The following is a 25902-nucleotide window of genomic DNA, read 5'->3' as shown; positions in this document are numbered from 1 at the left end:
CGCACGCTGCGTCGTGCGGAGGGGCGAGCCGCTACAGCGTCACCAGGAAGCGCGTGGCGGCGTTCACCGGGTCGTGGTCCAGCACGTCCACCCTGGCGTGCACGGCCCCCGCGTCCTGGAACGCGAACGTGAGCAGTCCCTGCGCGAAGCGGGGCGGCTCCGCGGACAGCCAGGCGCTGCCCACGAACTCCGCGCGCGGTCGGATGACCAGCTCCCACGCCTCCCCTCCCGGGCGCGGCACCACCGTGGCGTCCAGGAAGGTGTGCCCCCACTGGACGTTGTGGGCCATGCGCTGGAGCATCCGCTCCGCCCCCACCACGCGCGCGAAGTCATGCAGCGACGCGCCCATGCGGGACACCTTCACGCTGGCGCCGTAGCGCTCGCCCAGCAGGTAGAGCGCTCGCGCCTCCCCCAGGCCCGGGTTCAGCACGCGCGCCATCCCATGGACGAGCCGGGGCCACAGCCGCGCGGGGTAGGCCGCCTGTGACGGCGCTCCCTCCGGCAACCCCAGGGACCGCAGCAGCTCTGGGAGCCCGGGCGTCCCCACGTCCGCGCAAGCAAGCATCGCCTCCACCGCCTGCCCCAGCACGAGCGGCACCGGTGTCTCCTCGGGGAACGTCGTCCAATCCATTCCCATGGCGATAACGCCCCTCCGCGTTTCGCTGCATCACCCTTGCGTGAAGACCTGTTTCGGCCGCGCTTGGACGGCGCTCGCTCCGTGCGTATTTCGCCCGTTCATCCACCAGAACCCCTCGGTCATCGCCCGTTCATCTTCGGCCGCTATTCCCAGGGCTCCACGGTCGTCACCGGAGCGGACATGGACGCGAACACGGCAACCGACAGGGAATCCGACGCGCGGGTCCGCAAGGGACTCCTGGCGTTCCTGGTGCTGATGGGAGGCCTGTGCGGGGGCTGCCCCGAACCGCCGCTGTCGGGCGCGCCGGACGCGCGCTTCAGCACCCCCATGTTCGCGGAGCAGGTGGCGCCGGACGGCGGGTGCGACCTCGACGGTGACGGCCATGGAGAGACGGTCACCGTGGACGCGCCGGTGCCCGTGACGGTGCGCTGCCTGGGGGACTGGGATGGTGACGGCTACGCGGACGTGGCCGTGCTCCCGCGCGACGACACGCGCGCCGTGTATCTCTTCCGCGGGGGGCCCACGCGCACCGGAGCCCTGTCGCTGGACGCACCCGACGCGGTGTATCTGGGCGGCACCGACAACATGAACCAACCCTGAAGGGTGGCAGCGGCGGCAGGACGCCGGGATACCGTAGGAAATCGTGGCTCCAACCCGCTGAGTCACCTCCGGACAAGCCGGAAAATGAGCGGGGATGCATTCCACGGAGGTCATTTTCAGAGGGCGTTCCGTCTCAGAAGTGGCCTGGGTGTCGGGGTTGCCCGGACTCCGAAAGTCCACCTTCCGCGCAGCGACCCTATGGGTGAACAATGGGAGACTGACCCGGCAAGTTCTGTCTGTCTGCCTCTATACGTCCTATGCCGTCGGCCAAACGTTTCGGGTCGGCAAGCAAAGGCATGGACAAGAAACTCGCAACCACCATCGGCGCATCAGCAAGGGTCGCCCGGGGTCGCATGGAGCTTACGCAGGCCGACGTGGCCGAGCGAATCGACGTGGCCACGGAAGTGTACGGCCGCCTGGAGCGAGGCGGCATGCTCCCCAGCGTCCAGACCCTGATGAAGCTTTGCCACGAGCTGCACGTCTCCGCGGACGAGTTGCTGGGACTCGCCGCGCAAGGCGTCACCCCGTCGCGCTCCAGTGAAGCCCCACCGCCCACGCCAGAGCGTCCGGAAGTGCGTCGGCTGCTGCGAAGCGTGCGGCAGTTGGATCCGGCCCAGGTGAAGCTGCTGGGATTGGTGGCCAACGCGCTGACGCGGCGGTGACGGGGCGCTCATCCACCGGGGCTCCCCGCCCCCCTTTCACAGGTCCGACAGGACACGCTCCAGGTCGGTGGGCCGCACCGGCCGGGTGAGGTGCAGGTCGAAGCCGGCCTTCAGCGCCCGCAGGTAGTCATCCGCGTCGCCGTCACCGCTGAGCGCCACGAGGCGCAGGTCCTGTCCCATCCGGGTGCGCAGGGCCCGCGCCACCTGGTAGCCGTCCAGCCCCGGCAGGCCCAGCTCCACGAGCACCAGCTCTGGCGACTGCTCCATCGCCAGCGCCACGCCTTGCGCGCCGTCCGGGGCCACCGTCACCTGGTGCCCCCACAGCTCCAGCAGGTCGCGCAGCGACTGGCGCGCGTCCGGGTGGCCCTCCATCAGGAGGATGCGCCGCGCGCGGCGCGCGTCCGCGTCGCCCACTCCGTCCAGCCGGCGGAGGCGGTCCTCGCGCAAGAGGGGCAGCCTCACCACGAACTCGCTGCCCTGCCCCAGCCCTCCGCTGGTGGCCTCCACGCTGCCGCCGTGCATCCGCACCAGGGTGCGCACCAGCGTGAGCCCGATGCCCAGGCCCCCGCGGGAGCGCTCCAGGGACGTGTCCGCCTGCGCGAACAGGTCGAACATCGCGGGCAGCTTCTCCTGCGGGATGCCGATGCCGGTGTCCTTCACCCGCAGCACCGCCTGCGCGGAGCCGTCCACGCCCTCCTGGAACAGCTCCACCGTGATGGTGCCCTGGTCGGTGTACTTGGCCGCGTTGTCCAGCAGGTTGGTGAAGATCTGCTCCAGCCGGGTGGCGTCCCCCTGGAGCCACAGCGGCGCGGACGGCAGGTGGGCCTCCAGCTTCAGCCCGCGCTCCTCCACGCGGGGGCGCAGGATGGAGAGCACCTGCTGGAAGCTGTCCGTGAGGTTCACCGGCTCCTGACGCAGCTCCACCTTGCCCCGGGTGATGCGGCTGACGTCCAGCAGGTCATCCACCAGCCGCGCCAGGTGGTGCGTCTGGCGGTGGATGATGCCGTGCATCCGCGCTTCCTTGTCGTCCGTGGAGCCCCTGCGCTCCAGGATGCCAATGGCCGTCATGATGGCGGCCAGCGGGTTGCGCAGCTCGTGGCCCAGCATGGCCAGGAACTCGTCCTTGCGCCGGTCCATCTCGATGAGCTGGTCCGTGCGCAGCCGGGCCTGCTGCTCCGCGTGGCGCAGGCGCAGGAGCGAGCGCACCGTGGCGACGAGCTCCGACGGCTCATAGGGCTGGGTGAGGTACGCGTCCGCGCCGCCCTCCAGGCCCTGCACCTTCTTGTCCGGCGTGACGAACGTCGCGGACGTGTGCATCACCGCGATGGAGGCCGTGGCCGCGTTGGCGCGCAGGCGGGCGCAGACTTCATAGCCGCTGATGTCCGGCAGCTTCACGTCCAGGACGATGACGTCCGGGCGGTGCTGCTCCGCCAGCAGGATGGCCGCCATGCCGGTGGCGGCCTCCAGCACGTGGTAGCCGGACATCCTGAGGACGCGGTTGACGAGGTAGCGGTTGGCCTCATCGTCGTTGACGTTGAGGACCGTGGCCAGGCGGGGTTCTTCAGCCACGGGGGTTCACCTCCCGCAGGTCCCGGTGCCCCAGGCCCGCCTTGGTCAGCGCGTCGCGGATGCGCGTGATGGCCACCTCCCGGCTGAGCGTGTGCTTGGCGAGGATGGCGGAGGTCTCGCGCGCGAGCCGCGCCCGCTCCGGCTCCTGGAGCTGGTGGGAGGTGTGCAGGATGATGGGGATGTCGCGCGTGCGTGGATCCGCCTTCAGTTCGTCCAGCACGTCGAAGGCGGTGATGTCTGGCAGCACGAAGTCCAGGAAGACGAGGTGCGGGGCGCTCTCGCGGGCGATGCGCACGCCCTCGCGGCCGCCGGAGGCCTCCAGCAGTTGGTAGGACGTGTCCTTGAGCAGCTGCTTGAGCAGGTAGCGGTGCACGTCGTCGTCGTCGATGATGAGCAGCCGCTCCACCGGCCCGGTGCGCGCGAGCGACGTCAGCTTCTTCTGCAGGCGCAGCTCGTCCACGGGCTTGAGCCAGAACTCGTCGGCGCCCAGGGCGCGGGCCTTCTGCTCGCGGTCCGTCACGGTGACGACGAGGATGGGGATGTCGCGCGTCTGTTCGCCGTTCTTCATCTCCGCGAGGAAGCTCCAGCTCGTCTCGCCCTCCAGCATCACGTCCAGCACCATGGCGGCGGGCCGCACGCGCTGCATCACCTTGCGCGCGTCCTCCACGGTGCGCACCGGCAGCACCTGGAAGCCGGAGCGCGCCAGGTACTTCTCGTAGAGGAACAGCGTCTGGCGGTCGTCCTCCAGCACCAGCACCGGCGAGCGCCCGGGGTCCAGCGCCTGGCTGCGCTGGGTGAGGCCCGTCATCTCCGACACCTCCGGGTGGACGCGCGGCAGGGTGATGACGAAGGTGGAGCCCTCGCCCAGGGTGCTCCGCACGGTGAGCGCGCCGCCCAGGAGCTCCGTCAGCTTGCGCGCCAGCGTCAGGCCCAGGCCGGTGCCCTTCACGCGCCGCTGCAGGTGGCTGTCCACCTGGATGAACTCCTCGAAGACGCGCTCGTGGTTCTCCGGGGCGATGCCGATGCCCGTGTCCTTCACGGTGAACACCACCGTGTCCCTGGGCCCGGGGGCCACGGACACCGTGATGGCGCCGGACTCGGTGAACTTCACCGCGTTGGAGACCAGGTTGCGCACCACCTGGCTGAGCTTGGCTTCGTCCGTCTCCAGCTCCAGCGGCTCGGCGGGGCCCTCGAAGTCGAGCGCCACCTGGGACTCCGGTGGCAGGAGCGGCCGCGTCATGCCGCGCAGCGCGCTCATGAAGTCGGACACGACGAAGCGGCTGTGGCGCAGCGCCGTCTTGCCGGACTCCACCTTGGACAGGTCCAGCAGGTCGTTGACCAGCTCGAAGAGGGCCTCCGCGGAGCCGCGGATGAACTGGACCTGCTTCTCCTGCTCCGGCGCGAGGCTGCCGTTGAGCGGATTGAGCAGCACCTTGGACAGCCCGAGGATGGAGTGCAACGGCGTGCGGAACTCGTGGCTCACGTTGGCCACCACGCGGCTCTTGATTTCAGACGCGCGCTGAAGGCTCTCCGCCTTCTCGTCCAGGGCGGCGTGCAGGCTCCGGACGCCCCGGTTGGACTCCTCCAGCTCCCGGTTGAGGCGGGCGAGCTCCTCCGCGCGGCGCTTGAGCTCGTGCTGCTGACGCTCCGTCTCGCGGTGGAGCGCGGCCAGCTCTCCCAAGGTGGTGCCCACCTGGATGAGCGCGGTGCCGTAGTCCTCCGGCACCAGGCTGCCGACCAGGACGACGCCCCCCTCATGGGGCCGGGCGCGGAAGGCGAAGGTGGTGGGCTTGTGGTCGCGCTGGAGGATGAGCTCCCAGCCGTCCACGGCTTCGTCGCGCGCCTGCACGAGCAGCTTCTCCACCTTGCCCTCGCTGCCGGCGCTGGCCAGGCTCCGCAGCGACTGACCCGGCGTGATGCCCAGCAGGCGGGCGGCGCGCTCGTCGCGCCAGACGACGGTCCCATGCGCGTCGCAGGCCAGGGCCAGCTCGCGGCTGAGCGCGTCGACCATCCCAGAGGCGCGGTCATCCAAGGGCGTCATGAGTGCGTCTCCTCCCCAGCGTCGGGGATCCGCGCGAACACCGTCCGCGCTTCCGGGTGGCCTGTCCCCAGCCCTGCCCGCAGCGCCTCCAGGAGGTGCGGGAAGGTCAGGGGGGAGAGCCCCCGGCGGGGCCAGAAGCTTGAGTACCACTGGATGTGCGCGTCCCACAGGTCGGCGCGGTCCAGGGCGAGCGCATCCGACAGATAGGACAGGTGGAGGCGCGCCTCTTGTTCCAGGCGGAGGGGATTTCCCGGAGGGAGTGTCCGCTCCAAGGCAGGAATGACGGCGGCGATGAGCGCGGGTGTGTGCGCCTCCAGGAGGTGGGCGGGCCCTTCGGTGTAGCGCAGGGCCCCTCGGGCGGCCTGGACGTAGATGAAGGGGAGGGTGTCCGGGCCGAAGCCCTCCGCCTGGAGGGCGTGGGCGAGCCCATCGAAGTTCTGGTCCAGGTGCAGGGAGCACATGCCGCGCGTGACGAGCAGGGTGCGCAGCCAGCGCGCGTAGGTCTCCAGCAGGGCGGGGTGGGCCGCGTCGAGCGCCTGGACCAGATAGCGGACATGGTGGACGGCGTCCTCGTCACCGAAACGGCGGGCGCGCTGGGGCCCGTAGCGGGCGTCCCAGAACGGATCCGCGTACATCGGCTGGACGGAGGCGGAGGCGAGGGACGCGGCTCGGGCCTCTACCTCGCGGCTGACGGTGGGCATGGCGTCACACTCCCAGGGTTCGACAGGTGGAGGCGACCAGTTCCCGGGCGCTCTTGCCGAAGAAAGACACTTTCAGCTCCTCCTCGATGACGGGCGTCCAGTCGAAGGCGAGTCCCCCCACGGCGATGGGGAGCGCCGGGGCGACTTCGCGCACCTTGCGCACGGACTCGCGCACCTGGGGCAGGTGGAAGGGCATGGTGACGGAGAGGGCCAGCAGGTCCGGCGGCGCTTCGCGCACCATGCGGGCCAGGTGATCCGCGGGCACGTTGGCGCCGATGAAGCGCACGTCGAAACCGGCCATCTCCAGGAAGTCGCTGGCCATGCGCGCGCCCACCTCGTGCAGTTCGCCCTCCACGCACGCCATCATCACGACCTTGCCGTTGGACGGGTCGCGGGGCAGGTGGCGGTACAGGTGGGCCAGGACGAACTGGGAGATGGCGGTGGCCATGTGCTCCTGGGCCACGGAGATGTGGTTCTCCTGCCAGAGCCGGCCAATCTCGTACTGGGCGGCCTGGATGATGCTCAGGTGCAGGTCCTGGAGCGGCACGCCGCACAGCAGCCCTTCATCCACGAGCAGGCGCAGGGCCTCCTGGCGGTTTCCGGAGAGCTGCGCGGTGAGGTACCGCGTCCGCAGCGATTCGATGACGGAGGGAGATGGGTGCAAGGGAGCCGTACGAAGGGCGGAGGGGGCAGGGTAGGGAGGTTTCGGTGGGGGATAAACCCTGGAGACGAGGCTCGCATCCGGGAGTGAACATTCACCGGGCAGGCCGCCGCGGCGGCTGCTTTTCCGCTTGCAGGGCAGGCGGGCGGTGGGGAAGGGCGCACCGGCGCCGATTTGGGCGGGGGTCCGGGGTGGCCGGGCCGGTGGGAAACAGGGTAGGCACGCCACTTCGGAAAGCAGCCGGTGACAGATTTCCAGGGCACGGGTGTTCCCTGCTCCAACCGGGAGGCGCGTGCGGTGTCCGTCGATGTGGAGGCCTATTACCGGCGCTATGGCCCCCAGGTGCTCCGGCGCTGTCGCTTCCTGCTGCGCGACGAGGAACAGGCCGTGGACGCCATGCATGACGTGTTCGTGCAGCTGCTGCGCTACCAGTCCGCCCTGAAGGACGCGGGGCCCTCCAGCCTGCTGCATCAGATCGCCACCCGCGTGTGTCTCAACCGCCTGCGCGGCGCGAAGCGACGCCCGGAGGACCGGGAGGATGAGCTGGTGTTGCGCATCGCCGCGTCCGGCGACGTCGAGGCCCGCACCGCCGCTCGGGGCCTGCTGGACCGCCTCTTCGGGCGCGTGCCCGCGTCCAGCCGCGACATCGCCGTGCTCCACCTGGTGGATGGCATGACGCTGGAGGAAACGGCCCGCGAGGTGGGCCTGTCCGTGTCCGGAGTGCGCAAGCGCCTCCGGGCCCTGTCCGCTGTCCTGCAGGAGCTGGAGGCCGCATGATGTCCCCCCACCGCACCCCGGATTGGCTGCTGGAGCGCATCGCGCTGGGAGAGCTGCCCCCGGACGAGCTCGCCGCCGCCCGCGACCGCCTGGCCCACGAACCGGACGGCCCCGCGCGCCTCGCCGCCCTGGAGGCCGACTCACGCGCCACCCTGGAGGCCCTGCCCCCCGACCGCGTCGCCCGCGAGGTGAAGGCCCGCGCCGCCCGCAAGCTCCAGCTCGTGCCCCCCCACGCGGAGGCGCCGCCGTCGCGCCCTTCGTGGCGCTTCCTGCCCGCCCTGGTGCCGGTGCTCGCCGCCGCCGCCGTGGTCGTCCTCGCGAGGCCGGGCTCCTCGCCGGAGGGACAGGAGGCGCCGCACTCGCCCTGGCCGGGCACCGAGGCCCCCCCGGGTGTCCTGGAGGCCACGCGCAGCAAGGGGCTCCAGCCTCGGCTCGACGTGCACCGCCAGGTCGCCTCCCGCACCGAGCGCCTCACCGACGGCGCCCCCGCCCAGGCCGGTGACGTGGTGCAGCTGTCGTACACCGCCGCCGGCAGGGTCCAGGGCGTCATCGTCTCCGTGGACGGCCGGGGCGCCGTCACCGCGCACCTGCCGGATCAGGGCGACACGTCCGTGCCGCTGGCGCGCTCCGGCACGCACCTGCTGCCCCGCGCCTATGAGCTGGATGACGCCCCCGGCTTCGAGCGCTTCTTCCTCATCACCGCCGACGCCCCCTTCGACCGGGAGGACGTGATGGCCGCCGCGCGCGTGCTCGCCGCATCCCCCGACGCCCGCACCGCGCCGCTGGCCCTGCCCTCGGGCCTGGGCCAGACATCCTTCCTGCTGGAGAAGCCCTCGCGATGAGAGTGCTCGTCATCCTCCTCTTCGCGCTGGGCCCCGCGACGTCCGCGCGCGCCGCGGAGCCGTCCGCCGTGCGCCGGCTGGCCCTGCTCGTGGGCGTCAACGACGGCGGCCCGGAGCGCGTGAAGCTGCGCTACGCGGACACCGACGCGAAGGCCTTCTCCCAGGTGCTGTCGGAGCTGGGCGGCGTGCTGCCCCAGGACCGCGTGCTCCTCACGGACGTGGACCGCGCGGGCGTCCTCGCGGGCTTCGACCGGCTGCGCCACCTGGCCGAAGGCGCCCGCGCCACCGGGGCCCGCCGCGTGGAGGTGCTGCTGTACTACTCCGGCCACTCGGATGACGAGGGCCTGCTCCTCAAGGGCCAGCGCCTGGACTACGGCGAGCTGCGCCGCGCGCTGGAGGGCCTGCCCGCGGACGTGCGCATCGCGGTGCTGGACTCCTGCGCGTCCGGCGCGTTCGCGCGGCGCAAGGGCGGCGTCGCGCGGCCCGCGTTCCTCGTGGACTCCGGCATCCAGGTGAAGGGCCACGCCATCCTCACCTCGTCCAGCGCGGACGAGGCGTCGCAGGAGTCGGACCGGCTGGGCGGCTCGTTCTTCACCCACCACCTGGTCTCCGGCCTGCGCGGCGCGGCGGACGTCACCCACGACGGCCGCGTCACCCTCACGGAGGCCTACCAGTTCGCCTTCCACGAAACGCTCGCGCGCACGGAGCGCACGCAGGGCGGCGCGCAGCACCCCAACTACGACATCGAGCTCGCGGGCACCGGCGACCTGGTGATGACGGACCTGCGCGCCACCACCGCGGGCCTGGTCCTCGCCGAGCCGCTGGAGGGCCGCCTGTACGTGCGCGACGCGGTGGGCACGCTGGTCGTGGAGGTGCAGAAGCTGTCCGGCCGCGCCACCGAGCTGGGGCTCGCCCCCGGCGCCTACCGGGCGCGGCGCGAGCTGGACGGCGGCGTGTCCGAGGCGACCTTCACGCTGAAGGAGGGCGTGCGCACGTCGCTGGCCCCCGGGGACTTCCTGGGCGTGGGCCACGAGGCCACGGTGATGCGCGGCGGTGGCGCGCTCACGGGCGCCTCGCAGGAGCGGCGGATGTTCCCGGTGAACCTGAGCCTGGTGCCCGGCGTGAGCACCAACACGCTCCGCGCGGGCCGCGCGCCGGTGGAGAACCGGTTCGCGCTGGGCGTCGTCAACGGCGGCACGGCGTTGGGGGGCGGGCTGGCGTTGGGGCTCGTGGGCAACGTGTACGACGCGGAGGTGGTGGGCGCGGCGATGGCGCTGGGCTTCAACACGGCGGGCCGGGAGGTGTCCGGCGTGCAGCTGTCGCTCGTGACCAACGTGGCGGGCGGCGCGGTGAGCGGCGCCCAGGCGTCGCTGGGGCTCAATGTCGCCAACGGGGACGTGGACGGCGTGGGGCAGCTGGCCCTGGGCGCCAACGTCGCGCGCGGCGCGCTGGGCGGTGTGCAGGCCGCGCTGGGCGCCAACATCACCACCTCGGATGCCACCGGCATGCAGCTGTCCCTGGGCGTCAACCACGCCAACGGGACGATGCGCGGCGTGCAGCTGTCGGTGGGCGTCAACTCCGTGGCCACGGAGGCGCGAGGCATCCAGGGGTCGGTGCTGCTCAACCGCGCCCCCTCCCTCACCGGCATGCAGCTGGGGTTGATCAACGTGGGCGGCGACGTCACCGGCATGCAGCTGGGGTTGCTCAACGTCGCGGGCGTGGTGCACGGCATGCAGCTGGGGCTCGTCAACGTCTCCGAGGAGGTGCACGGCGCGCCGGTGGGCCTGGTCACCTACGAGAAGAAGGGCCAGCTGCACCTGGAGGTGTTCGGCAGCGACGTGCAGCTCACGAACGTGGCGCTGAAGTTCGGCGGCAAGTTCTTCTACACCACGCTGCTGGCCGGCCTGGGGCCGGACGACCGCTTCGAGCGCTTCAGCCTGGGCCTGGGCCTGGGCGGTCACATCCCGCTGGGCTCGCGCTTCTGGGTGGACGTGGACGTCGCGAGCAGCCAGGTGCTGTCCACGCGCAAGCCCTTCTCCGGCGACACCGGGAACCTGCTGGGGCAGCTGCGCGCCATGCTGGGCTTCCAGGTGATGCCGCGGCTGGCCGTGTTCGGCGGCCCCACCTACAACGCCTGGATAACCTGGGACGAGCCGCGGTTCGCGAAGCTGTCCACGCTGTCCGTGCGCACGCACGACATCAACGCCACCACGCGGGTGCAGCACTGGCCGGGCTTCCAGCTGGGCGTGCGGCTCTGAGGCGCCGGGACCGCCCGCGAGGCGGTCCCGGGAGCGGCGGGACTCAGCCGACGACGCGGGTGGCGCGCAGCACGGTGGCGTCGCCACCGGGGCCCGCCTTGAGCTTCTTGTCCAGCGAGCCCTCCAGCTTGAGGCCGCCGGGGGCGAAGGCCCGCTGCATCAGCTCGCCCGCCTTCGCGTCGTCCCCGCCGGTGACGGCGCTCAGGTCGATTTCATGGAAGGACTGGAGCTTCTTGTCCGGCGCGTCCGCGCTGAACAGGTCGTAGTGGTCGCAGGGCGGCGCGAAGCAGCGCTTTCCGTTGTCCTTGACGATGTAGACGGTGTTGGCGGTCATGGTGGCGTCTCCGGGTGAAGGGGTGGGGGCGGCCGTGCCCGGCTCGTTGGCGGCGCCAGCGGGCGGGTCCACTTCGGTCCGCTTCAGGTCGGCGGGGGCCGCCGCGCCGGACTCGTCGCTGGACGGCTGAGCGGTGGGGGAAGGCGGCTTGCTGCACGCCACCGGGCCCAGCACGAGCACGGCGGACAGGAGCAGGGAGCGGGCGTTCATGGCGACTCCGGAAGGGGGCGGGTGTCCTCCTTCAACGCGGGAGGGGCGCGGCCGGGTCCACTCTGCCCGGCCGTGCGCCCGCCGGCCAGGGTGACGCGGGCGATTTTTCCCGGTGTCCCACCTGGACGCCCGGGCAGTCCGCTCCCAGGGCCTCCGAAGGGGTCCGCAAGAGGGAACATGGGCGATTCCCTTCGTTGACGCTCCTGCATGCGCAGGCTACATCCGCCCCGTCGCACCGGCTTTCAGGGCCGTGACCTGTAAGGACGCCCACGATGGAATTCCGCATCGCCTCCGACGAGCTGAAGAAGGCCCTCTATCGCGCCCAGGGCATCGTGGAGCGCAAGACGACGATGCCCATCCTCGCCAACGTGCTCCTCACGGCGAACAAGGGCAGCATCACGGTCACGGCCTTCGACCTGGACATCGGCATCGTGTCCGAGCACTCGGCGGACGTGTCCAAGCCGGGCGCGGTCACCCTGAGCGCGAAGTACGTCTTCGACATCGTGCAGAACCTCCCGGACGCGGAGGTGACGCTCAAGAAGCTGGCGAACAACTACGTCGACATCTCCTCCGGCTCCGCGCACTTCAAGATCGTCGGCATGGCCGCCGAGGAGTACCCGAAGCTGCCCAAGGAGGAGAACGCGCCGCTGGTGCAGATCTCCGGCAACACGCTGCTGGAGATGATCAAGAAGACCCAGTTCGCCATCTCCAGCGACGAGACGCGCTACATCCTCAACGGCGTCTTCTTCGAGCCCCAGGCCAGCGGCAAGGTGCGCATGGTGGCCACGGACGGTCACCGGCTGTCGCTCATCGAGCGGGAGATGAACGGCGACTTCAAGTTGAAGAGCGGCGTCATCATCCCGCGCAAGGGCCTGATGGAGCTCAAGCGCCTGCTGGACGAGGCCCCGGACGCCGAGTGCCATCTGGGCTTCGCGGAGAACTCGGCGCTGTTCAAGAAGCCGGGCCTCACCATGGTGATGCGCCTCATCGACGGGCAGTTCCCGGAGTACCAGCGCGTCATCCCCAAGGAGGGCGAGAAGGTCGTCCTCGTGCCCAAGGTGCGCCTGCTGGAGGGCCTCAAGCGCATCGCGCTCTTGTCCGCGGACAAGAGCAACGCCATCCGCATCGGGCTGGAGAAGGGCAAGCTGCTCATCACCGCCAGCAACCCGGACCTGGGCGAGGCGCGCGACGCGCTGGACGTGGACTACAAGGGCAACGACATCACCATCGGCTTCAACGCCCGCTACCTGATGGACGTGCTGGGCGTCACCGACACGGACGAGGTCAGCTTCGAGCTGGGGGACGAGCACAGCCCGGGCGTGCTGCATGGCCCCGGCGACCGCAGCTTCACCGCCGTGGTCATGCCCATGCGCGTCTGAGCCGGACCTCCGTCCACCTTCCCACGCCGCACCTGAAGCACCGTTCCACGTTCGACGCTCCGCGCCATGGGGAGGCCTGCGCCCGGCGCGGGGTCTCCCTATGATGGGGGCGTGGCCACCCGTCCAGACGACCTGAGAGCGCGGCTGGAGGACCGGGCGGACCTCCTGGAGGCCACGCGCCTGCGCTACCGCGCGCTCAAGGGCGTGCTGGAGTCCTTCTTCTGGAAGGACCGGCTGCGCAACCACTTCGAATTGTTGCGGGAGGTGGCGGCGTCCCAGCCGGAGGTGGACGCGACGCTGAGCGCGCTGAAGCGCCGCGCGGAGGCGGAGGCCTGGCCGCGCGACGCCGGGCCCGTCCGGTTGATGAACGAGGTGGCGCGCCTGCGCGAGGCGGTGGCGCGCGCGGCGGAGCGGCGGCTGTCCATGCAGGAGGCCGTCCCGGCCACGCTGGGGGAGGTGTTGCTGCGCCTGGAGACGGAGGTGCTGGACGCGGCGCCGCTGCTGGGCGGAAGGGTCTGGGCCCAGGCGGTGGAGCTGTTGCCGCGCAACCTGCCGGAGCTGCGGGCCGCGTGCGCGGCGGGCGAGGTGTTCGAGCGGGTGTTCAAGCGGCCCGTGGCGGAAGGGGCGCCGGCCTTCTCCGAGGACGAGGCGCGGGAGCTGGCCCGGGCGCTGCCGCTGGGCGCCGCGGCGCTGGTGTCGCTGTGGGAGCGGCTGGAGCGCTATGACACGCGGGGCCGGGTGAAGGACTTCCTCCAGCGGCGCATGCGCCGTGCGCCGACGCGGGTGGCGCGCAGCGGGCCGGAGCTGCTGTTGCACGCGGCCTTCTGGCACGACGTGGCGCGGGTGCGCGTGCGCGCGGTGCTGGAGGCGGAGCTGGCGCCGGTGGTGCCTCGCGAGGCGGAGCTGCCGGCGCTCCTGTCGTGGCGGGCCGCGCGCACGGAGGACCCGGCGCTGCGCCTGGCGGCGAGGGACGTCTTCACGGAGGGTCGCGCGGGGCTGGTGGAGGCCGCGGAGGCGCTGGCGGCGCTGTCGCGCGAGAGGCCCCGGGGCGCCTGGAGCGAGGAGATGGCGTGGGCGCGGCTGGAGCAGGCGGCGCTGCGGGCCCGCACGGAGGAGGGGCCGGAGGCGGAGGCCCTGCGCGACGCCCTGCGCCTCTTCGTGTTGCTGCGCGGACAGGCGAGCACGCCCGCGCGGCTGTTCTCTCCGGAGCACGCGAAGCCGGCCGGGGGGGACGTGGCTCGGGCTGGGGACCTGGTCGCGCTGGTCCAGGCGGCGCGTCACGCGGCCCTGCGGAATGGTGGCTAAAACCAAACGTTGATTTGGGGCGGGTGGAAGGCTTCTGTTAGGTTGATTTGCGATTCACTTCCCGTCGCGAATCCAGCCTATGACCTCACCTGTTCCTCCATCCGCCTCCGACGCGGCTCCGCTGCAGTTCGACCAGGCGGAGTTCACCGAAGCGCCGCCGGTGACGAAGTGCACCGTCTGCCAGCGCGTCATCAAGAGCCTCTACTACGAGGTGAACCAGCGCCTGCTGTGCCCGTCGTGCCGCGAAGACGTGCTGGCGTCGCTGGAGGGCGGCTCGAAGCTGAAGCGCTTCATGAAGGCGTCGGTGTTTGGCTTTGGCGCGGCGCTCGCGGGGGCGCTCGTCTACTACCTGGTGAGCCTGAGCGGATACAACATTGGCCTCATCGCCATCCTGGTGGGGTGGATGGTGGGCACGGCGGTGTTCAAGGGCTCCGAGTCGCGGGGGGGCCGGTTCTACCAGCTGCTCGCCGTGGTGCTGACGTACTTCGCGGTGGCCGCCTCGCTCGCGCCGGATGTCTACAAGGAGGTCTCGGAGCAGCCAGTGGCGGAGGCGGGGGCGGAGTCTCCCGCCGAGGACGATGAGCCTCCCTCGCAGGCGGTCAAGGTCGTCCTCGCGGGGGTGATCTCCGTGGCGGCGCCGGTGCTCGTGGGGGTGAACAGTCCCATCTCGGGGCTCATCTATGGCTTCGCGTTGTTCGAGGCCTGGCGCCGCACGCGGCGCACGGAGCTGAACATCGCGGGTCCGTTCAAGCTGGCGGACGCGTCCGGGGCGCCGGCCTCGGAAGACGCGGCGCCCGTGCCGGAGGAGCGCACCGTTGGCTGAAGCGCTCGCGGCGGAGTCCACCCAGCGCTGCGAAGGGTGTGGTTCGGAGCTCGCGCCCCGGCTGCTCACCTGTCCTTCGTGCCGGAAGCTGGTGCATGGAGCGCGCTTGAAGCAGCTGGCGGCGGACGCGCAGGCGGCGTCGGTGCGGGGTGCGCCGGCGGAGGCGCTGGTGTTGTGGCGGGAGGCGCTGGAGCTGCTGCCGCCGGGGACGGGGCAGCACGCGCAGGTGACGGCGCGCGTGACGGCGCTGAGCCAGGAGGTGGACGCGCGGGGGCTGTCGGTGCCCATCGCGGAGGCGGAGCGCAAGCGTTCGGGCATGCCGAAGGTGCTCGCCGGCATGGGCGCGGTGGGCCTGACGCTGTGGAAGTTCAAGTTCGTGCTGGCGCTGCTCCTGGGCAAGGGGAAGCTGTTGCTGCTCGGGCTCACGCAGGCGAGCACGCTGTTCTCCATGTTGCTGGCGTTGGGCGTGTATTGGACGGCGTGGGGCTGGCGCTTCGCGCTGGGGTTGGTGGCGTGCATCTACGTGCATGAGATGGGGCACGTGGCGTCGCTGCGCCGCTTTGGCATGAAGGCGAGCGCGCCCATGTTCATCCCGGGGCTGGGGGCGTTCGTGCGCCTGAAGCAGTCGCCGGTGGATGGGCGCGAGGACGCGCGGGTGGGGTTGGCGGGGCCCATCTGGGGCAGCGCGGCGGCGGTGGTGGTGCTGGTCGCGGCGCTGGTGACGGAGTGGAAGGCGCTGGGCGCCATCGCGCACGCGGCGGCGTGGCTCAACCTGTTCAACCTGCTGCCGCTGTGGTCGTTGGATGGGGGGCGGGGCTTCAGGGCGCTGGCGCGCAAGCAGCGGTGGGTGGCGGCGGCGGTGCTGGGCGCGACGTGGTTCCTCACGGGGGAGAACCTGTTCCTGCTCATCGGGCTGGCGGCGGTGTTCCAGGCGTCCATGGCGAGCGCGCCCGAGGAGGGCGATGCGCGCACGCTGGTGGAGTACAGCGCGCTGGTGGTGGGGCTGGGCGCGCTGGGCTGGGCCGCGAACCACTGGACGGGGGCGACGGCGGCGCTGTGACGGGGCGGGACGGAGGCGGTTCACCGGTTGTCATTGCGCGTGATCCCGCTCGACAAGCTGCCCTTCATGAGATGAACCCCAGCGGGTCTTCAGCCTCCGCGCCGCCTCCCTCCGTCCCAGGTCGTCAAGTCAGCCTGCCCTGATAGTCCCTGTCGCGCATGGCCATGCGGAGGCTTCGCGGCTGGCGAGGGGGACTGTCCATGAGCGGAAGGTGGGTTGTGGTGCTGTGCCTCCTGTCGTGGGCATGGTCCGGCCGAGCAGTTGCTCAGGGGCGGTCGTTGGATGAGACCGTCAACGAACGGTCCTCCGCCTCTCGGCCAGCGAACAGCGCTCCCCTCCTTCGCGACCCAGAGCTGGACTCGCCCGTGACACCGGAGGAATGGCACTTCCTGACCCGGCTCGATGTTTCGGGCCTGGCCCTGCTGCCTCGCGGCGACGGCGGAACACGCGAGGGTCTCGTCCAGGTCGTTCCCACCCTGATGCTGGATGGTGGCGCGGAGTTCGGTGTCAACCTGGAGGCTCCGGTGAGGCTGCGCCTGTGGGGCGGCGAGCGGTACGCGGGCGTCATTCACCAGGAGGATTGGGACAGCCTGTCGGACTGGGGCCAGGTGATTCGGGCCCTCAAGCTGGGGTCGAACGAGGCGCCCCTGGCGTTGTGGATGGGGGCGCTGGACAGCTACAGCCTGCTGTCCGGGCACCTGGTGCGGCGCTACTCCAACCGCATCAACCCCGACTACCACCCGGCAGGAGGCTTCCTCACCGGGACGCTCGGCCCGCTCTACGTGGAGGCCTTCGCCTCGGACGTCCTTGGCGCGCGTCTCTTCGGAGCGGAGGCCGAGGTGGACCTGGAGCACGTCCTCTTCGGTCGGTGCAAGCGGGGCGGTACACGCTGGCCGTGTCCGCGGTGCACGAGGGAGGCAGGGGGGAGGGGACCTCGCCTGAAATCACGCTGGCCCACCTGGACGGGACCGCGGTGGTGTGGGCGCGCTCGAGCTTCGAACTGCATCTTCTGGCTGGCTGGGGAGGTCGTCCCGGGACGGGTGGTGCCTGGGGCGCGGTGGCTGGGGTGGGCGCGGACGCGGAGACACCGAGTTTGAACGCGCGGCTGCGCCTGGAGGCGCGGCGGCAGCATGGAGGCTTTCGCCAAGGCGCCTTCGGTCCGGATTACGAGCTGGCGCGCTTTCGCGCTGCGGGAGCTTCCAGACAGCCCCTGGCGGAGGCGTCCTTTCCGGAGGGTGCCTCTGTCTACGCTGAAACAGACGTGGGTTGGGACGCGGAGCGGTTGGTGGGGAGGATGCAGCGGCACCTGTCCTTTTCCTGGGCGGTGGAGGTCTTCACCTCGCGACGCGTGGACACGGACGGACGAATCGCCCTCCAGCTCTTCGATCGGAACCTGGAACTCGCCCTGAGCGTGCTGGGAGTGGGGCTGGGACGGCCGGGGGCCCGCTACCTCGTGGCTGGAGAGCTGCGCTGGCGCTTCGCGAGCAGGCTGTACGCGCTGGGGCGAGGAGGGACGCTGTTGTTCCCACAGACGGATGGTTCGCTGCGCCCGGGTGCCCAGGCCTCGCTGGGAGTGGGGGTGGACAATGCGCGTTGAGGTGTTGCTGTTGAGCGCGATCCTGCTCGTCACGGGCTGTGTCTCCGCAAGGCCACCGTTCGGTCACCCCAACGTCCTGAAGCAAGGCTCGGGTGCCGTGCCGTCCACGTCCTCCATCGAGCCGCTGAGAGGGACCTCACGGCTGCGCCGCCATCACTCCGAGCGCTCCCTGGACACGCAAGCCGCGCGGAGCACACGGGCCCAGGTCGCCGAGCAGGCCGCCATCCACGGCACCGCGGAGGCAGATGCCTTCGAGCGCTTGCTGGTGCTCGCGGGACTGGACCCCTGGGACGAGCTGCCCTTGCGTGCGTCCGCGCTGACGCCGACGCAGGCGGCGCGAATGCTGTCGGTATTGCTGAAGAAGCCCGTGACCCTGGGCAACCTCCCGCCTCGCATGGGCGCGAGCCTGCTGCTGCGCGAGGTGCTGGCGGGTGATGCTGCCTCACGGGAAGACCTCCTGCGCCGGATGACCCGCCTCGAACGGCTCGCGGTGTTGAGGCCCGATGGCTATCTCGCGTGGGTCATCAATGGACGCACGCAGCAGCGTGTGGGTCAGGTGGAGTGGAAGGACGGAGCGTTCGTTGCGCTGGGCTTCGAGTTGGGGCGCTTCTACGTCAACACCGGTGGTGTGTTCCGGCCGACAGATGAGCAGCTCCATCCCGTGTTCAATGGATTCGTCGTGGAGGTGTACGACGACGCGGACATCCTCGGCCGCTCGCTGGACGGCGCCGAGGACGCGTTCTTCGAACTGGCCATGTCCATCGGGAGGTTCTTCACCTCCCCAACGGACAGCCTCCTGTCACTTCAACATCTACCCGAGGGTATCGCCGCCCTCGTTGCTTCCTCGCCCGAGTACCTGGAGCGCTTCTCCTCCATGACGCGAGGAGAGCAGGTGAGAGCCGTCGCGAAGCTGTTGACGACGCTCTATGCCGGAGGGGGTGTCGTCAAGGGCTCCACGGGCGCTCTGACCTCGGTGATGGGAGGAGCGGGGACCCTGCTCCCAGTGCTGTCCCTCACTGGCGAGGGTGCGCTGGTGATGGAGCGCGTCGCGGTGCCAGTCGGGCGGATGGCCTACGCGGTGGGGACTGGTGTTGGAGGACTCTACGTCCTTGCCTCGGCGGACCCAGGGGGCGGCGGAAGTGGCTTGAAGGTCGCGCCACCGGAGCGTGTGGTGAACGACCTCAAGGACTTCTCGGGGAAGCGATTCCAGGCGGGCTCCGAGACATTCCTGCTCGACAAGAAAGGGCTCCAGCACATCCTCGAGCGGCACCATCCCCGGTACTGGAATGGGACGACGAAAGCGGCTCAGAGTTTCTTTGGCGCGAAGATGAACTTCGAGGACGTGATCCGTTCCATCGAAGCGGTCCTTCAGCAGAACCGGGAGCGAATGGTCGGGCGAGGGACGCGAGGGATGTACCAACTGACGGGTGTCGTTGATGGGGTAGAATACATCTTGGGGCTCAATCAGGGCCGGGTCGGCCAGTTCTACCCTCGATAGGTGAAGCAAGACGCATGATCACGCTCGCCACATACTTCCGGCAAGGAGAAGACTTCGTGCCAGTCGATGCCTTCGTCGGTCCAATCCCTGACGAGGACTACATCGAGGGCGCCATGGAGTTCTCCATTGACGGGCGTTCGATGCTGACCCGCAAGGAGTGGGACTACATCGATCAGCTCTGGGCCTATCTTGTTGGAGGCATGGCCGAGCTTCAGCGGGGTGAGAAGTTCCAGATCTTCTTCCCCGATCAGCCCATCGAACTGAGCGCCACACCCGATGAGGTGGGGGGACGTGCCACGGTCCGTGTCGTGATGGGGGGGGACGTTCGCGAAGCATCGGTCGAACGCGCCGTCCTGGTCGCCGAGGTCCTGAAGGAGGCCAGGCACTTCTTCGAGCGGATTCAGAAGGTGCTGCCCCGCGAGGGCTACGCACAGACGCTCCAGGAGATTTCCACGCTGGAGCGAGCGCAAGGCTCAGCCTGAGTTGGAGGGGGATGTGCCTGTTGAACCGGCACCCGCGCCCACCGACCAGGCGGTCCACGCGGAAACCCGCGCCCCGCCCGCCGCCGCATCTGTAGTACGAAGGGCGGCCCCTTCACGGTGACGCTGTGCGCCTCCTCTCGCTCCAGGTTCAGGACTTCCGCAACCTCCCGACGGTGCAGCTCGCACCCAGCGTCCACGCGACCATCGCCGTGGGACAGAACGGGCAGGGGAAGACCAACCTCCTGGAGGCGCTCTACTTCCTCGCCACCCTCAAGCCCCTGCGCGCCGGACGCCTGTCCGAGCTCGTCCGCTGGGGCGCCTCCGCCGCCCGCGTCACCGGCCGCTTCCTCCTCAAGGGCGCCGAGCGCGAGATCTCCGTGGAGGTCGGCGGCGGCACCCGCCAGGCCCTCGTGGACGGCAAGAAGGCCTCCAGCCTGGAGGACTACTTCGGCGGCGTCTCCGTCGTCGCCTTCACTCCCGACGACCTGGAGGTCATCAAGGGCGGCCCCGACGCGCGCCGCGCCTTCCTCGACCGCGCCGTGTTCAACCGCTTCCCTGCCTTCCTCAAGGAAAGCCGCGAGTACGCCCGCGCCCTCAAGAACCGCAACCGCCTGCTCCGCGACGGCGCCACCGTGGATGCCGCATACCTCGACGCCTACGATGAAACACTCGCCCGCTCGGGCGCCCGCCTCTACGCCCGCCGCCGCGCGCTGATGGCCGAGCTCGCCCCGCGCGCCCAGGCCACCTTCGCCTCCATTGGCCGCACCGCCGACCCCGCCGTCTACGGCTACCACCCCGCGCACCTCGGCGCCGACTTCGCCCAGGCCGACGAGGCCGCCCTCGCCGCCGCCCTCCGGGAAGCCCTCTCCGCGCGGCTGCGCCGCGACCTGGACCGCGGCTTCACCTCCGTGGGCCCCCACGTGGACGACGTCTCCGTCACGCTGGGGGGCCGCAGCGCCCGCGCCTACGCGAGCCAGGGGCAGCAGCGCGCCCTGGTGCTGGGATGGAAGATCGCCGAAATCGAGAACCTGGAGGGGGCCATGGGCTTCCTCCCCCTGCTCCTCCTGGATGACGTCTCCAGCGAGCTGGACCCCGAGCGCAATGCCTACCTCATGGGCTACCTGGCCCGGAGCGGCGCGCAGGTCTTCCTCACCACCACCGACGCGGGGCTCGTGAGAGCCGCCGCCGCCGATGACTCCCTCTGGCTCACCGTCCACGCGGGACAGGTGGCCACCGACGCACCGTCACGACCCTAGTCAGGGCACCCGCCGCCGCTGCCAGGGCCAGTGCACCGGCCCCCGGCGCGCGTGGTGCGGCAACTCCTGTCGCGTCACGTGGCCGAAGTATTCGAAGCGGAACTCCGCCCACAGCAGCCCGAACGCCATCGTGAACAGGAACATCGCCAGCGACAGCCACCACACCGTGCCTGTCGCCAACGAGACGATGAACAACACCCCCAGGGCCGCCGCCACCCACAGCGGCACCTCCCGCAGGCGCTTCGACTCGCTGAAGGCCATGCCCATCGTCAGCATGGAGATGGCCAACACCGGCCACGCCAACCAGTGCGCGCTGCGCGCGTACAGATTGGCAATCGATAACATGAACAGCCCGAACCCAAGTATCGCCAGCCCGCCGTCCATTGAATCCTCCTCGTGAGAATCCCCCCGGCTCCTCCGCGAACATGCGTCTCACCCACGCCCGCATGCACGCCCCCGGAGGCCCTGCCTCCCCAAGTCCGACCGGAGACGCGGCGGGTGAGCAACCCCCACCACCCCCGCGGAATACGCCGCCGTGACACGCGGTCCACCGCGCGTCCCCACGCCCATGCGCCTGGCCGCGCCCGGTGTCCTTCCGGGACGCCGGGCCCTCGCCCAGGGCGCGAGCCGTGAATGGGCCCGGAAGTCGACGTTCTTCCTGACGAAGTTCTTGCGGACCCGCCGGGCGTGCACCATGACGGGCAGGCCGTCCCACCGGGAGAACCCGGGACGAACGAAATGGTGCCATGTCGCGGATGCTGCTGACGCTCGTGCTGTCCGGCCTGCTCGCGGGGTGCCACCACCGTGCGACGTTCGAGGAATCGGTGCTCCGCAAGTCCGACGTGGAGTACCGCGTGGGGCCCCTCTCCAGCGACATCTGGGAGCGCAAGGGCTTCAACGACAACGACCTCGCCTTCGTGGAGAGGGGTGACACCGGACGCGTCATCGCCGCCAACTCCACCTGCAAGGACCACGACGACCCGCCCCTGCCCATCCTCACGAAGCACCTGCTCATGGGCTTCACCGAGCGCCAGGACCTGGGCCAGCAGACCTTCATGTTGGACGGCCGCGAGGCCCTCCGGAGCCGCTACGTCGCGAAGCTCGACGGCGTCCCCGTGTCGCTGGACCTCGTCGTCGTCAAGAAGGACAACTGCGTCTTCGACTTCAGCTACATCGCGCCCGTGGGCGCGGCCGACGCGCGCATGGCCGACTTCGACGGACTGGTCGCGGGCTTCCGTTCGGAGCGCCGGCGATGATGCCCGGCGCCAAGGTCTCCGGCGGCCCGTCCCTCAAGGAGCGCCTCCGCGAGCGGATGGAGTCCCTGGGCGCCCTGTCCGTGATGACCGGCCAGGTGTTCAGCCGCGCCGTGCGCCCTCCCTACGACTGGACCAGCCTCATCTTCCACACCGAGTCCCTGGGCGTGCGCTCGCTGCCCATCGCGCTGCTCACCGCGACGTTCGCGGGGCTCGTCATCTCCTTGCAGTTCGGCTACTTCCTCGCCCGCTTCGGCGTGCAGTACACCGTGGGCCGCGTCGTCATCCTCACGCTGTTCCGCGAGCTGGCCCCCGTGCTCACCGCCCTCACCGTGGGCGCGCGCATCGGCTCTGGCATCGCCGCGGAGCTGGGCTCCATGACCGTGACGGAGCAGGTGGACGCCATCCGCGCGCTGGGCGCGGACCCCTTGCGCAAGCTGGTGGTGCCGCGCGTGTTCGCGTGCCTCATCGTCATGCCGGTGCTGACCGTGTTCTCGGACGTGGTGGGCCTGGTGGGCGGCGCGCTGGTGGTGAAGTCCCAGTACGGCATCGCCCTGGATCAATTCTTCCAAGGCGCGCTGGGCGCGGTGCTGATGGGCGACTTCGTCTCCGGCGTCATCAAGGGCGCCGTGTTCGGGCTCATCATCGGGCTGGTGGGCTGCTTCAAGGGGCTGGCGGTGGAGGGCGGCACGGAGGGCGTGGGCCGCGCCACCACGCAGACGGTGGCCATCACCTCCGTCTCCGTGTGCCTCGCGGACTTCTTCATCACGAAAATCACGCTCTACTTCTGAAGCCGCCCGCACCCATGCGCAAGGCCCCGCCCCAGCACGTCGACCCGTCCGCCCCGTTCGAGTTCCGCAAGCCCACGCCGGGCGAGGAGCTCATCCGCTACGAAGGGCTGATGAAGCAGTTCGGTCCCAAGCGCGTCTACGACGGCGTGGACCTGGACGTGCGCGCCGGGGAGACGCTCGTGGTGCTGGGAGGGTCGGGCGCGGGCAAGAGCGTGCTGCTCAAGTGCCTCATCGGCCTGATGCACCCGGACGGCGGCAGCATCTTCTTCGAAGGCCATGACCTGGCCCACTTCACCGAGGAGCAGTTCCTGGAGGTCCGCAAGCACGTGGCCATGGTGTTCCAGGGCGCGGCCCTCTTCGACTCGCTCAGCGTGGGGGAGAACGTGGCGTACCCGCTGCGCGAGCACTTCCCCACCCTGTCGCGCGCGGAGATCCAGAAGCGCGTGGCGGAGAAGCTGGAGCTGGTGGACCTGCCCAACACGGAGAAGCTGATGCCGTCGGACCTGTCCGGCGGCATGCGCAAGCGCGTGGGACTGGCGCGCGCCATCGCCACCGACCCGGAGGTCATCCTCTGGGACGAGCCCACCACGGGCCTGGATCCTGTCACCACGCAGACCATCAACGAGTTGATTCAGTCCATGAAGCAGCGGCTGGGCGCGACCTCCATTGTCGTCACGCATGACATGGTGAGCGCCTTCGTGCTGGCGGACCGGATGGCCATGCTGGCCAACCGGAAGATCGTCCAGGTGGGCACCCCGGAGGAGATGCGCCGCTCCCAGGTGCCGGAGGTGCGCGCCTTCATGGACGCGCGCCGCCTGGAGTTGAACCCCCGGGGAACACCATGAGTCTCTTCACCTCGACCTCGAAGGAGAAGCGCCTGGCGGTGAGGGCGGGCCTCTTCGTCGCCATGGGCCTCGCCGTGGCCGGCATCGTCGTCTTCTTCATCGGCCAGGAGTCCCACCTCTTCAAGCGGCAGGTCATCTTCCACGCGTACTTCGACAGCGTGGATGGCCTGAGCGACCAGTCCCCCGTCTGGATTGGGGGCCTGAAGGTGGGCCGCGTCAACGGCGTCAGCTTCTCCGAGGACTTGAAGGACACCCGCCTGGATGTGGAGTTCCAGGTGGTCAGCGCCTACGCGGATCGCGTCCGCGCGGACTCCGTCGCCAAGCTCACCAGCATGGGCGTCCTGGGCGACAAGGCGGTGGACATCTCCCTGGGCAGCGCGAACCAGCCGGCCGTGGAGCACGGCGGCGTCGTCAAATCCGTCAGCGGCGGGGACCTGACCAAGCTCGTGAGCAGCGCCAGCCGCGTGATGGACAACTCCGTCGCCATCAGCGAGTCCCTCAAGGACGCCGTGAAGCTCTACGCGGACCCGGCGCTGTCGCGCGACCTGGCCAAGAGCATCTCCTCCCTGCGCGCCATCATGGAAGAGGTGGAGAAGGGCAACGGCGCGCTGCACGCCCTCATCTACGACCCGCGCACGGGCCAGGAGATCAACACCCTGCTCGCCAACGCGTCCGGCGCCGCGCGGCGCCTGGACGGCGCGCTGGGCCACGTGGAGGCCCTCCTGGGCGAGGTCCGCCAGGGCGACGGCACCGCGCACGCGCTCATCTACGGCCAGGACGGCGCGGTCGCCCTGCGCGAACTGGGCGCTGCCGCCGGCCAGCTCGCCGGCCTGCTGGAGGACGCGAAGAAGAGCCCCAATGGCGCCGTGCACCAGCTGGTCTATGGCGACGCGAAGGGCATGTTCGCCGACCTGGGCAGCGCCGCCGCGGACATCAAGCAGATCACCGCCACCGTGGCCCGGGGCGACGGCACGCTGGGCGCCCTCGTCGCGGACCCCTCCGTCTATGACGACCTGCGCGAGGTGCTGGGCAACGTGAAGCGCAACCGCATCCTCCGCGCGCTGGTGCGCTTCTCCGTCAGCAACCGCGGGGCCCTGGAACATGTGGGCGCACCCCAGACGGCGCCCACGCCGCTCACCCCCGCCGCCGCCACCCCGACCCCCGCACCGCCCCCGCCCGCCGCGCCGACGCACTGAGCCACCTCGCCGCGTCAGGGATTGCCGTGGTGCGAAACATCCGCTGGGGGTGAGACATGTGTCATGGCTCACCCAGTGGGATGTTGTGCGAGCCCATAAAATTATTCAGGTGTTTCAAACGGCTGTCTGTGCATTGACTTCAACGGCCCGGAAGCAGTATTCCCAGCTCCCCCTTATTTTTCCGAGGAGCTGGGAAAATGCTTCGTAGCGTCGCGCAGCGCGGTGGCCGTGTCGCGGTGGTCCTTGGCACGCTGATGTCCCTGGCGGGTTGCAGCAGCAGCGCTCCGGCTCCGGAGCAGCAGCCGCCGGCGGAGGAGACCACCCCCACCCAGCAGGAGCTGCCGCACCGCGGCTGCGCCACCGTCGAGCCGTCCGCCGATGAGAAGCTGGAGATCGAGGCCGCGATCGCGGGCCGCGTGCAGGCGAAGCGCGCGGTGGGCTCGGTGAACGTGCCGGTCTACTTCCACGTCATCAACAAGGGCACGGGCGTCGCGAACGGCGACGTTCCGGACTCGCAGATCACCGCGCAGATGAACGTGCTGAACGCGGCGTACTCGGGCACGCCGTTCAAGTTCACGCTGGCCGGCACGGACCGCACGACGAACGCGTCCTGGTTCGCCCTGGCCCAGGGCAGCACCAACGAGAAGAACATGAAGAACGCCCTGCGCAAGGGCGGCAAGGAGTCGCTGAACATCTACACGGCGAACCTCAGCGGCGGCCTGCTGGGCTGGGCGACCTTCCCCTCCAGCTACACCAGCCAGCCGAAGATGGACGGCGTGGTCATGCTCTTCAGCAGCGTCCCCGGCGGCACCGCGTCTCCCTACAACGAGGGCGACACGGCCACGCACGAGGTCGGTCACTGGGTGGGCCTGTACCACACGTTCCAGGGCGGCTGCTCTGGCGCGGGTGACTCCGTCGCCGACACGGCCCCGGAGGCCTCGCCTGCCTATGGCTGCCCGGCTGGCCGTGACACCTGCTCCGGTGGCGGCGTGGACCCCATCTACAACTTCATGGACTACACCGACGACAACTGCATGAACTCCTTCACCCCCGGCCAGAGCACGCGCGCGGACAGCCTGACGGCGACGTACCGCTAGTCATCGCCCGCGGCCCTGAATGGGTCTG

The 25902-nt window shown here is 70.3% G+C and carries 24 protein-coding genes and 1 pseudogene; 18 read left to right on the top strand and 7 right to left on the bottom strand.

Annotated elements, in window-relative coordinates; translation table 11 throughout:
• Positions 1-31 precede the first annotated feature (31 nt).
• Entirely contained in the window at positions 32-637 is a 606-nt protein-coding gene (locus tag FOF48_RS28030; protein ID WP_143906433.1) for a DUF2378 family protein, read from the bottom strand.
• 180 nt (positions 638-817) lie between these two features.
• Between FOF48_RS28030 and FOF48_RS28025 the strand changes: the two genes are divergently transcribed.
• Together FOF48_RS28025 and FOF48_RS28020 are read left to right on the top strand one after the other, a co-directional pair.
• Positions 818-1237 (top strand): hypothetical protein, encoded by a 420-nt coding sequence (locus FOF48_RS28025; protein WP_143906430.1) that lies wholly within the window; start codon positions 818-820, stop codon positions 1235-1237.
• A gap of 296 nt (positions 1238-1533) precedes the next feature.
• Positions 1534-1899 carry a helix-turn-helix transcriptional regulator gene (locus FOF48_RS28020; protein WP_143906428.1) on the top strand — a complete coding sequence of 122 codons (366 nt, stop codon included), beginning with the start codon at positions 1534-1536 and terminating at the stop codon, positions 1897-1899.
• 36 nt (positions 1900-1935) lie between these two features.
• On the opposite strand, the gene FOF48_RS28015 is transcribed toward FOF48_RS28020, so the two are convergent.
• Genes FOF48_RS28015 through FOF48_RS37290 form a run of 4 tightly spaced genes read right to left on the bottom strand, consistent with a single transcriptional unit; the run spans position 1936 to position 6874 of the window.
• Positions 1936-3468, bottom strand: coding sequence for a response regulator (locus FOF48_RS28015; RefSeq protein ID WP_143906426.1), 1533 nt, complete (start codon positions 3466-3468; stop codon positions 1936-1938).
• The gene (locus FOF48_RS28010) at positions 3461-5509 is read right to left on the bottom strand and encodes a hybrid sensor histidine kinase/response regulator (protein ID WP_143906424.1); all 2049 of its coding nucleotides are present in this window, start codon (positions 5507-5509) and stop codon (positions 3461-3463) included. Before FOF48_RS28010 ends, FOF48_RS28015 begins: the two co-directional genes overlap by 8 nt.
• Positions 5506-6210: a hypothetical protein gene (locus FOF48_RS28005; RefSeq protein WP_143906422.1), complete on the bottom strand. Its 705-nt coding sequence runs from the start codon at positions 6208-6210 to the stop codon at positions 5506-5508. The genes FOF48_RS28010 and FOF48_RS28005 overlap by 4 nt, the downstream gene beginning before the upstream one ends.
• A gap of 4 nt (positions 6211-6214) precedes the next feature.
• A complete protein-coding gene (locus FOF48_RS37290; protein WP_143906420.1) occupies positions 6215-6874 on the bottom strand; it encodes a B12-binding domain-containing protein in 660 nt (219 codons plus the stop codon).
• A gap of 294 nt (positions 6875-7168) precedes the next feature.
• Here FOF48_RS37290 and FOF48_RS27995 point away from each other — a divergent pair, with 294 nt between their 5' ends.
• The 3 genes from FOF48_RS27995 to FOF48_RS27985 are packed head-to-tail and all read left to right on the top strand — an operon-like array spanning position 7169 to position 10748.
• Positions 7169-7648 carry an RNA polymerase sigma factor gene (locus FOF48_RS27995; protein ID WP_143906418.1) on the top strand — a complete coding sequence of 160 codons (480 nt, stop codon included), beginning with the start codon at positions 7169-7171 and terminating at the stop codon, positions 7646-7648.
• Positions 7645-8490, top strand: coding sequence for an ActD-like protein (locus tag FOF48_RS27990; RefSeq protein WP_143906416.1), 846 nt, complete (start codon positions 7645-7647; stop codon positions 8488-8490). The genes FOF48_RS27995 and FOF48_RS27990 overlap by 4 nt, the downstream gene beginning before the upstream one ends.
• A complete protein-coding gene (locus FOF48_RS27985) occupies positions 8487-10748 on the top strand; it encodes a caspase family protein (RefSeq protein WP_143906414.1) in 2262 nt (753 codons plus the stop codon). The genes FOF48_RS27990 and FOF48_RS27985 overlap by 4 nt, the downstream gene beginning before the upstream one ends.
• 43 nt (positions 10749-10791) lie before the next feature.
• On the opposite strand, the gene FOF48_RS27980 is transcribed toward FOF48_RS27985, so the two are convergent.
• Positions 10792-11292: a DUF6748 domain-containing protein gene (locus FOF48_RS27980; RefSeq protein WP_143906412.1), complete on the bottom strand. Its 501-nt coding sequence runs from the start codon at positions 11290-11292 to the stop codon at positions 10792-10794.
• A gap of 272 nt (positions 11293-11564) precedes the next feature.
• Between FOF48_RS27980 and dnaN the strand changes: the two genes are divergently transcribed.
• From dnaN to FOF48_RS27940, 8 genes and pseudogenes are all read left to right on the top strand, one after another.
• Positions 11565-12671 carry a DNA polymerase III subunit beta gene (gene dnaN / locus FOF48_RS27975; protein ID WP_143906410.1) on the top strand — a complete coding sequence of 369 codons (1107 nt, stop codon included), beginning with the start codon at positions 11565-11567 and terminating at the stop codon, positions 12669-12671.
• A 111-nt stretch (positions 12672-12782) separates the two neighbouring features.
• The gene (locus FOF48_RS27970) at positions 12783-13976 is read left to right on the top strand and encodes a hypothetical protein (protein WP_255442752.1); all 1194 of its coding nucleotides are present in this window, start codon (positions 12783-12785) and stop codon (positions 13974-13976) included.
• Between the two features lie 79 nt (positions 13977-14055).
• Entirely contained in the window at positions 14056-14799 is a 744-nt protein-coding gene (locus FOF48_RS27965) for a hypothetical protein (protein WP_143906406.1), read from the top strand.
• Entirely contained in the window at positions 14792-15859 is a 1068-nt protein-coding gene (locus tag FOF48_RS27960; RefSeq protein ID WP_143906404.1) for a site-2 protease family protein, read from the top strand. Before FOF48_RS27965 ends, FOF48_RS27960 begins: the two co-directional genes overlap by 8 nt.
• A gap of 200 nt (positions 15860-16059) precedes the next feature.
• Positions 16060-17456 (top strand): annotated as a pseudogene (locus FOF48_RS27955) (hypothetical protein).
• 10 nt (positions 17457-17466) lie between these two features.
• Positions 17467-18954, top strand: coding sequence for a hypothetical protein (locus tag FOF48_RS37605; protein ID WP_143906402.1), 1488 nt, complete (start codon positions 17467-17469; stop codon positions 18952-18954).
• Between the two features lie 14 nt (positions 18955-18968).
• Positions 18969-19436 (top strand): hypothetical protein, encoded by a 468-nt coding sequence (locus FOF48_RS27945; protein ID WP_143906400.1) that lies wholly within the window; start codon positions 18969-18971, stop codon positions 19434-19436.
• Positions 19437-19561: 125 nt separating this feature from the next.
• Positions 19562-20692, top strand: a complete 1131-nt coding sequence (locus FOF48_RS27940) for a DNA replication/repair protein RecF (RefSeq protein ID WP_143906398.1) — start codon at positions 19562-19564, stop codon at positions 20690-20692.
• On the opposite strand, the gene FOF48_RS27935 is transcribed toward FOF48_RS27940, so the two are convergent.
• Positions 20693-21037 (bottom strand): hypothetical protein, encoded by a 345-nt coding sequence (locus FOF48_RS27935; RefSeq protein ID WP_328700843.1) that lies wholly within the window; start codon positions 21035-21037, stop codon positions 20693-20695.
• 401 nt (positions 21038-21438) lie between these two features.
• On the opposite strand from FOF48_RS27935, the gene FOF48_RS27930 reads away from it, so the two are divergent.
• From FOF48_RS27930 to FOF48_RS27910, 5 genes are all read left to right on the top strand, one after another.
• A complete protein-coding gene (locus tag FOF48_RS27930; RefSeq protein WP_143906395.1) occupies positions 21439-21948 on the top strand; it encodes a hypothetical protein in 510 nt (169 codons plus the stop codon).
• Positions 21945-22736 carry an ABC transporter permease gene (locus tag FOF48_RS27925; protein WP_143906393.1) on the top strand — a complete coding sequence of 264 codons (792 nt, stop codon included), beginning with the start codon at positions 21945-21947 and terminating at the stop codon, positions 22734-22736. Before FOF48_RS27930 ends, FOF48_RS27925 begins: the two co-directional genes overlap by 4 nt.
• Positions 22737-22750: 14 nt before the next feature.
• Positions 22751-23581 (top strand): ABC transporter ATP-binding protein, encoded by an 831-nt coding sequence (locus tag FOF48_RS27920; protein ID WP_143906392.1) that lies wholly within the window; start codon positions 22751-22753, stop codon positions 23579-23581.
• Entirely contained in the window at positions 23578-24777 is a 1200-nt protein-coding gene (locus FOF48_RS27915; RefSeq protein ID WP_143906390.1) for an MlaD family protein, read from the top strand. The genes FOF48_RS27920 and FOF48_RS27915 overlap by 4 nt, the downstream gene beginning before the upstream one ends.
• A 197-nt stretch (positions 24778-24974) precedes the next feature.
• Positions 24975-25874, top strand: coding sequence for a zinc metalloprotease (locus FOF48_RS27910; protein WP_143906388.1), 900 nt, complete (start codon positions 24975-24977; stop codon positions 25872-25874).
• Positions 25875-25902: the final 28 nt, after the last annotated feature.

The sequence above is a fragment of the Corallococcus sp. Z5C101001 genome, assembly GCF_007352635.1.
Taxonomy (GTDB): Bacteria; Myxococcota; Myxococcia; order Myxococcales; family Myxococcaceae; genus Corallococcus; species Corallococcus silvisoli.
The sequence above is the reverse complement of the archived record's forward strand: the minus strand, read 5'-3'. Positions and strand labels throughout refer to the sequence as shown.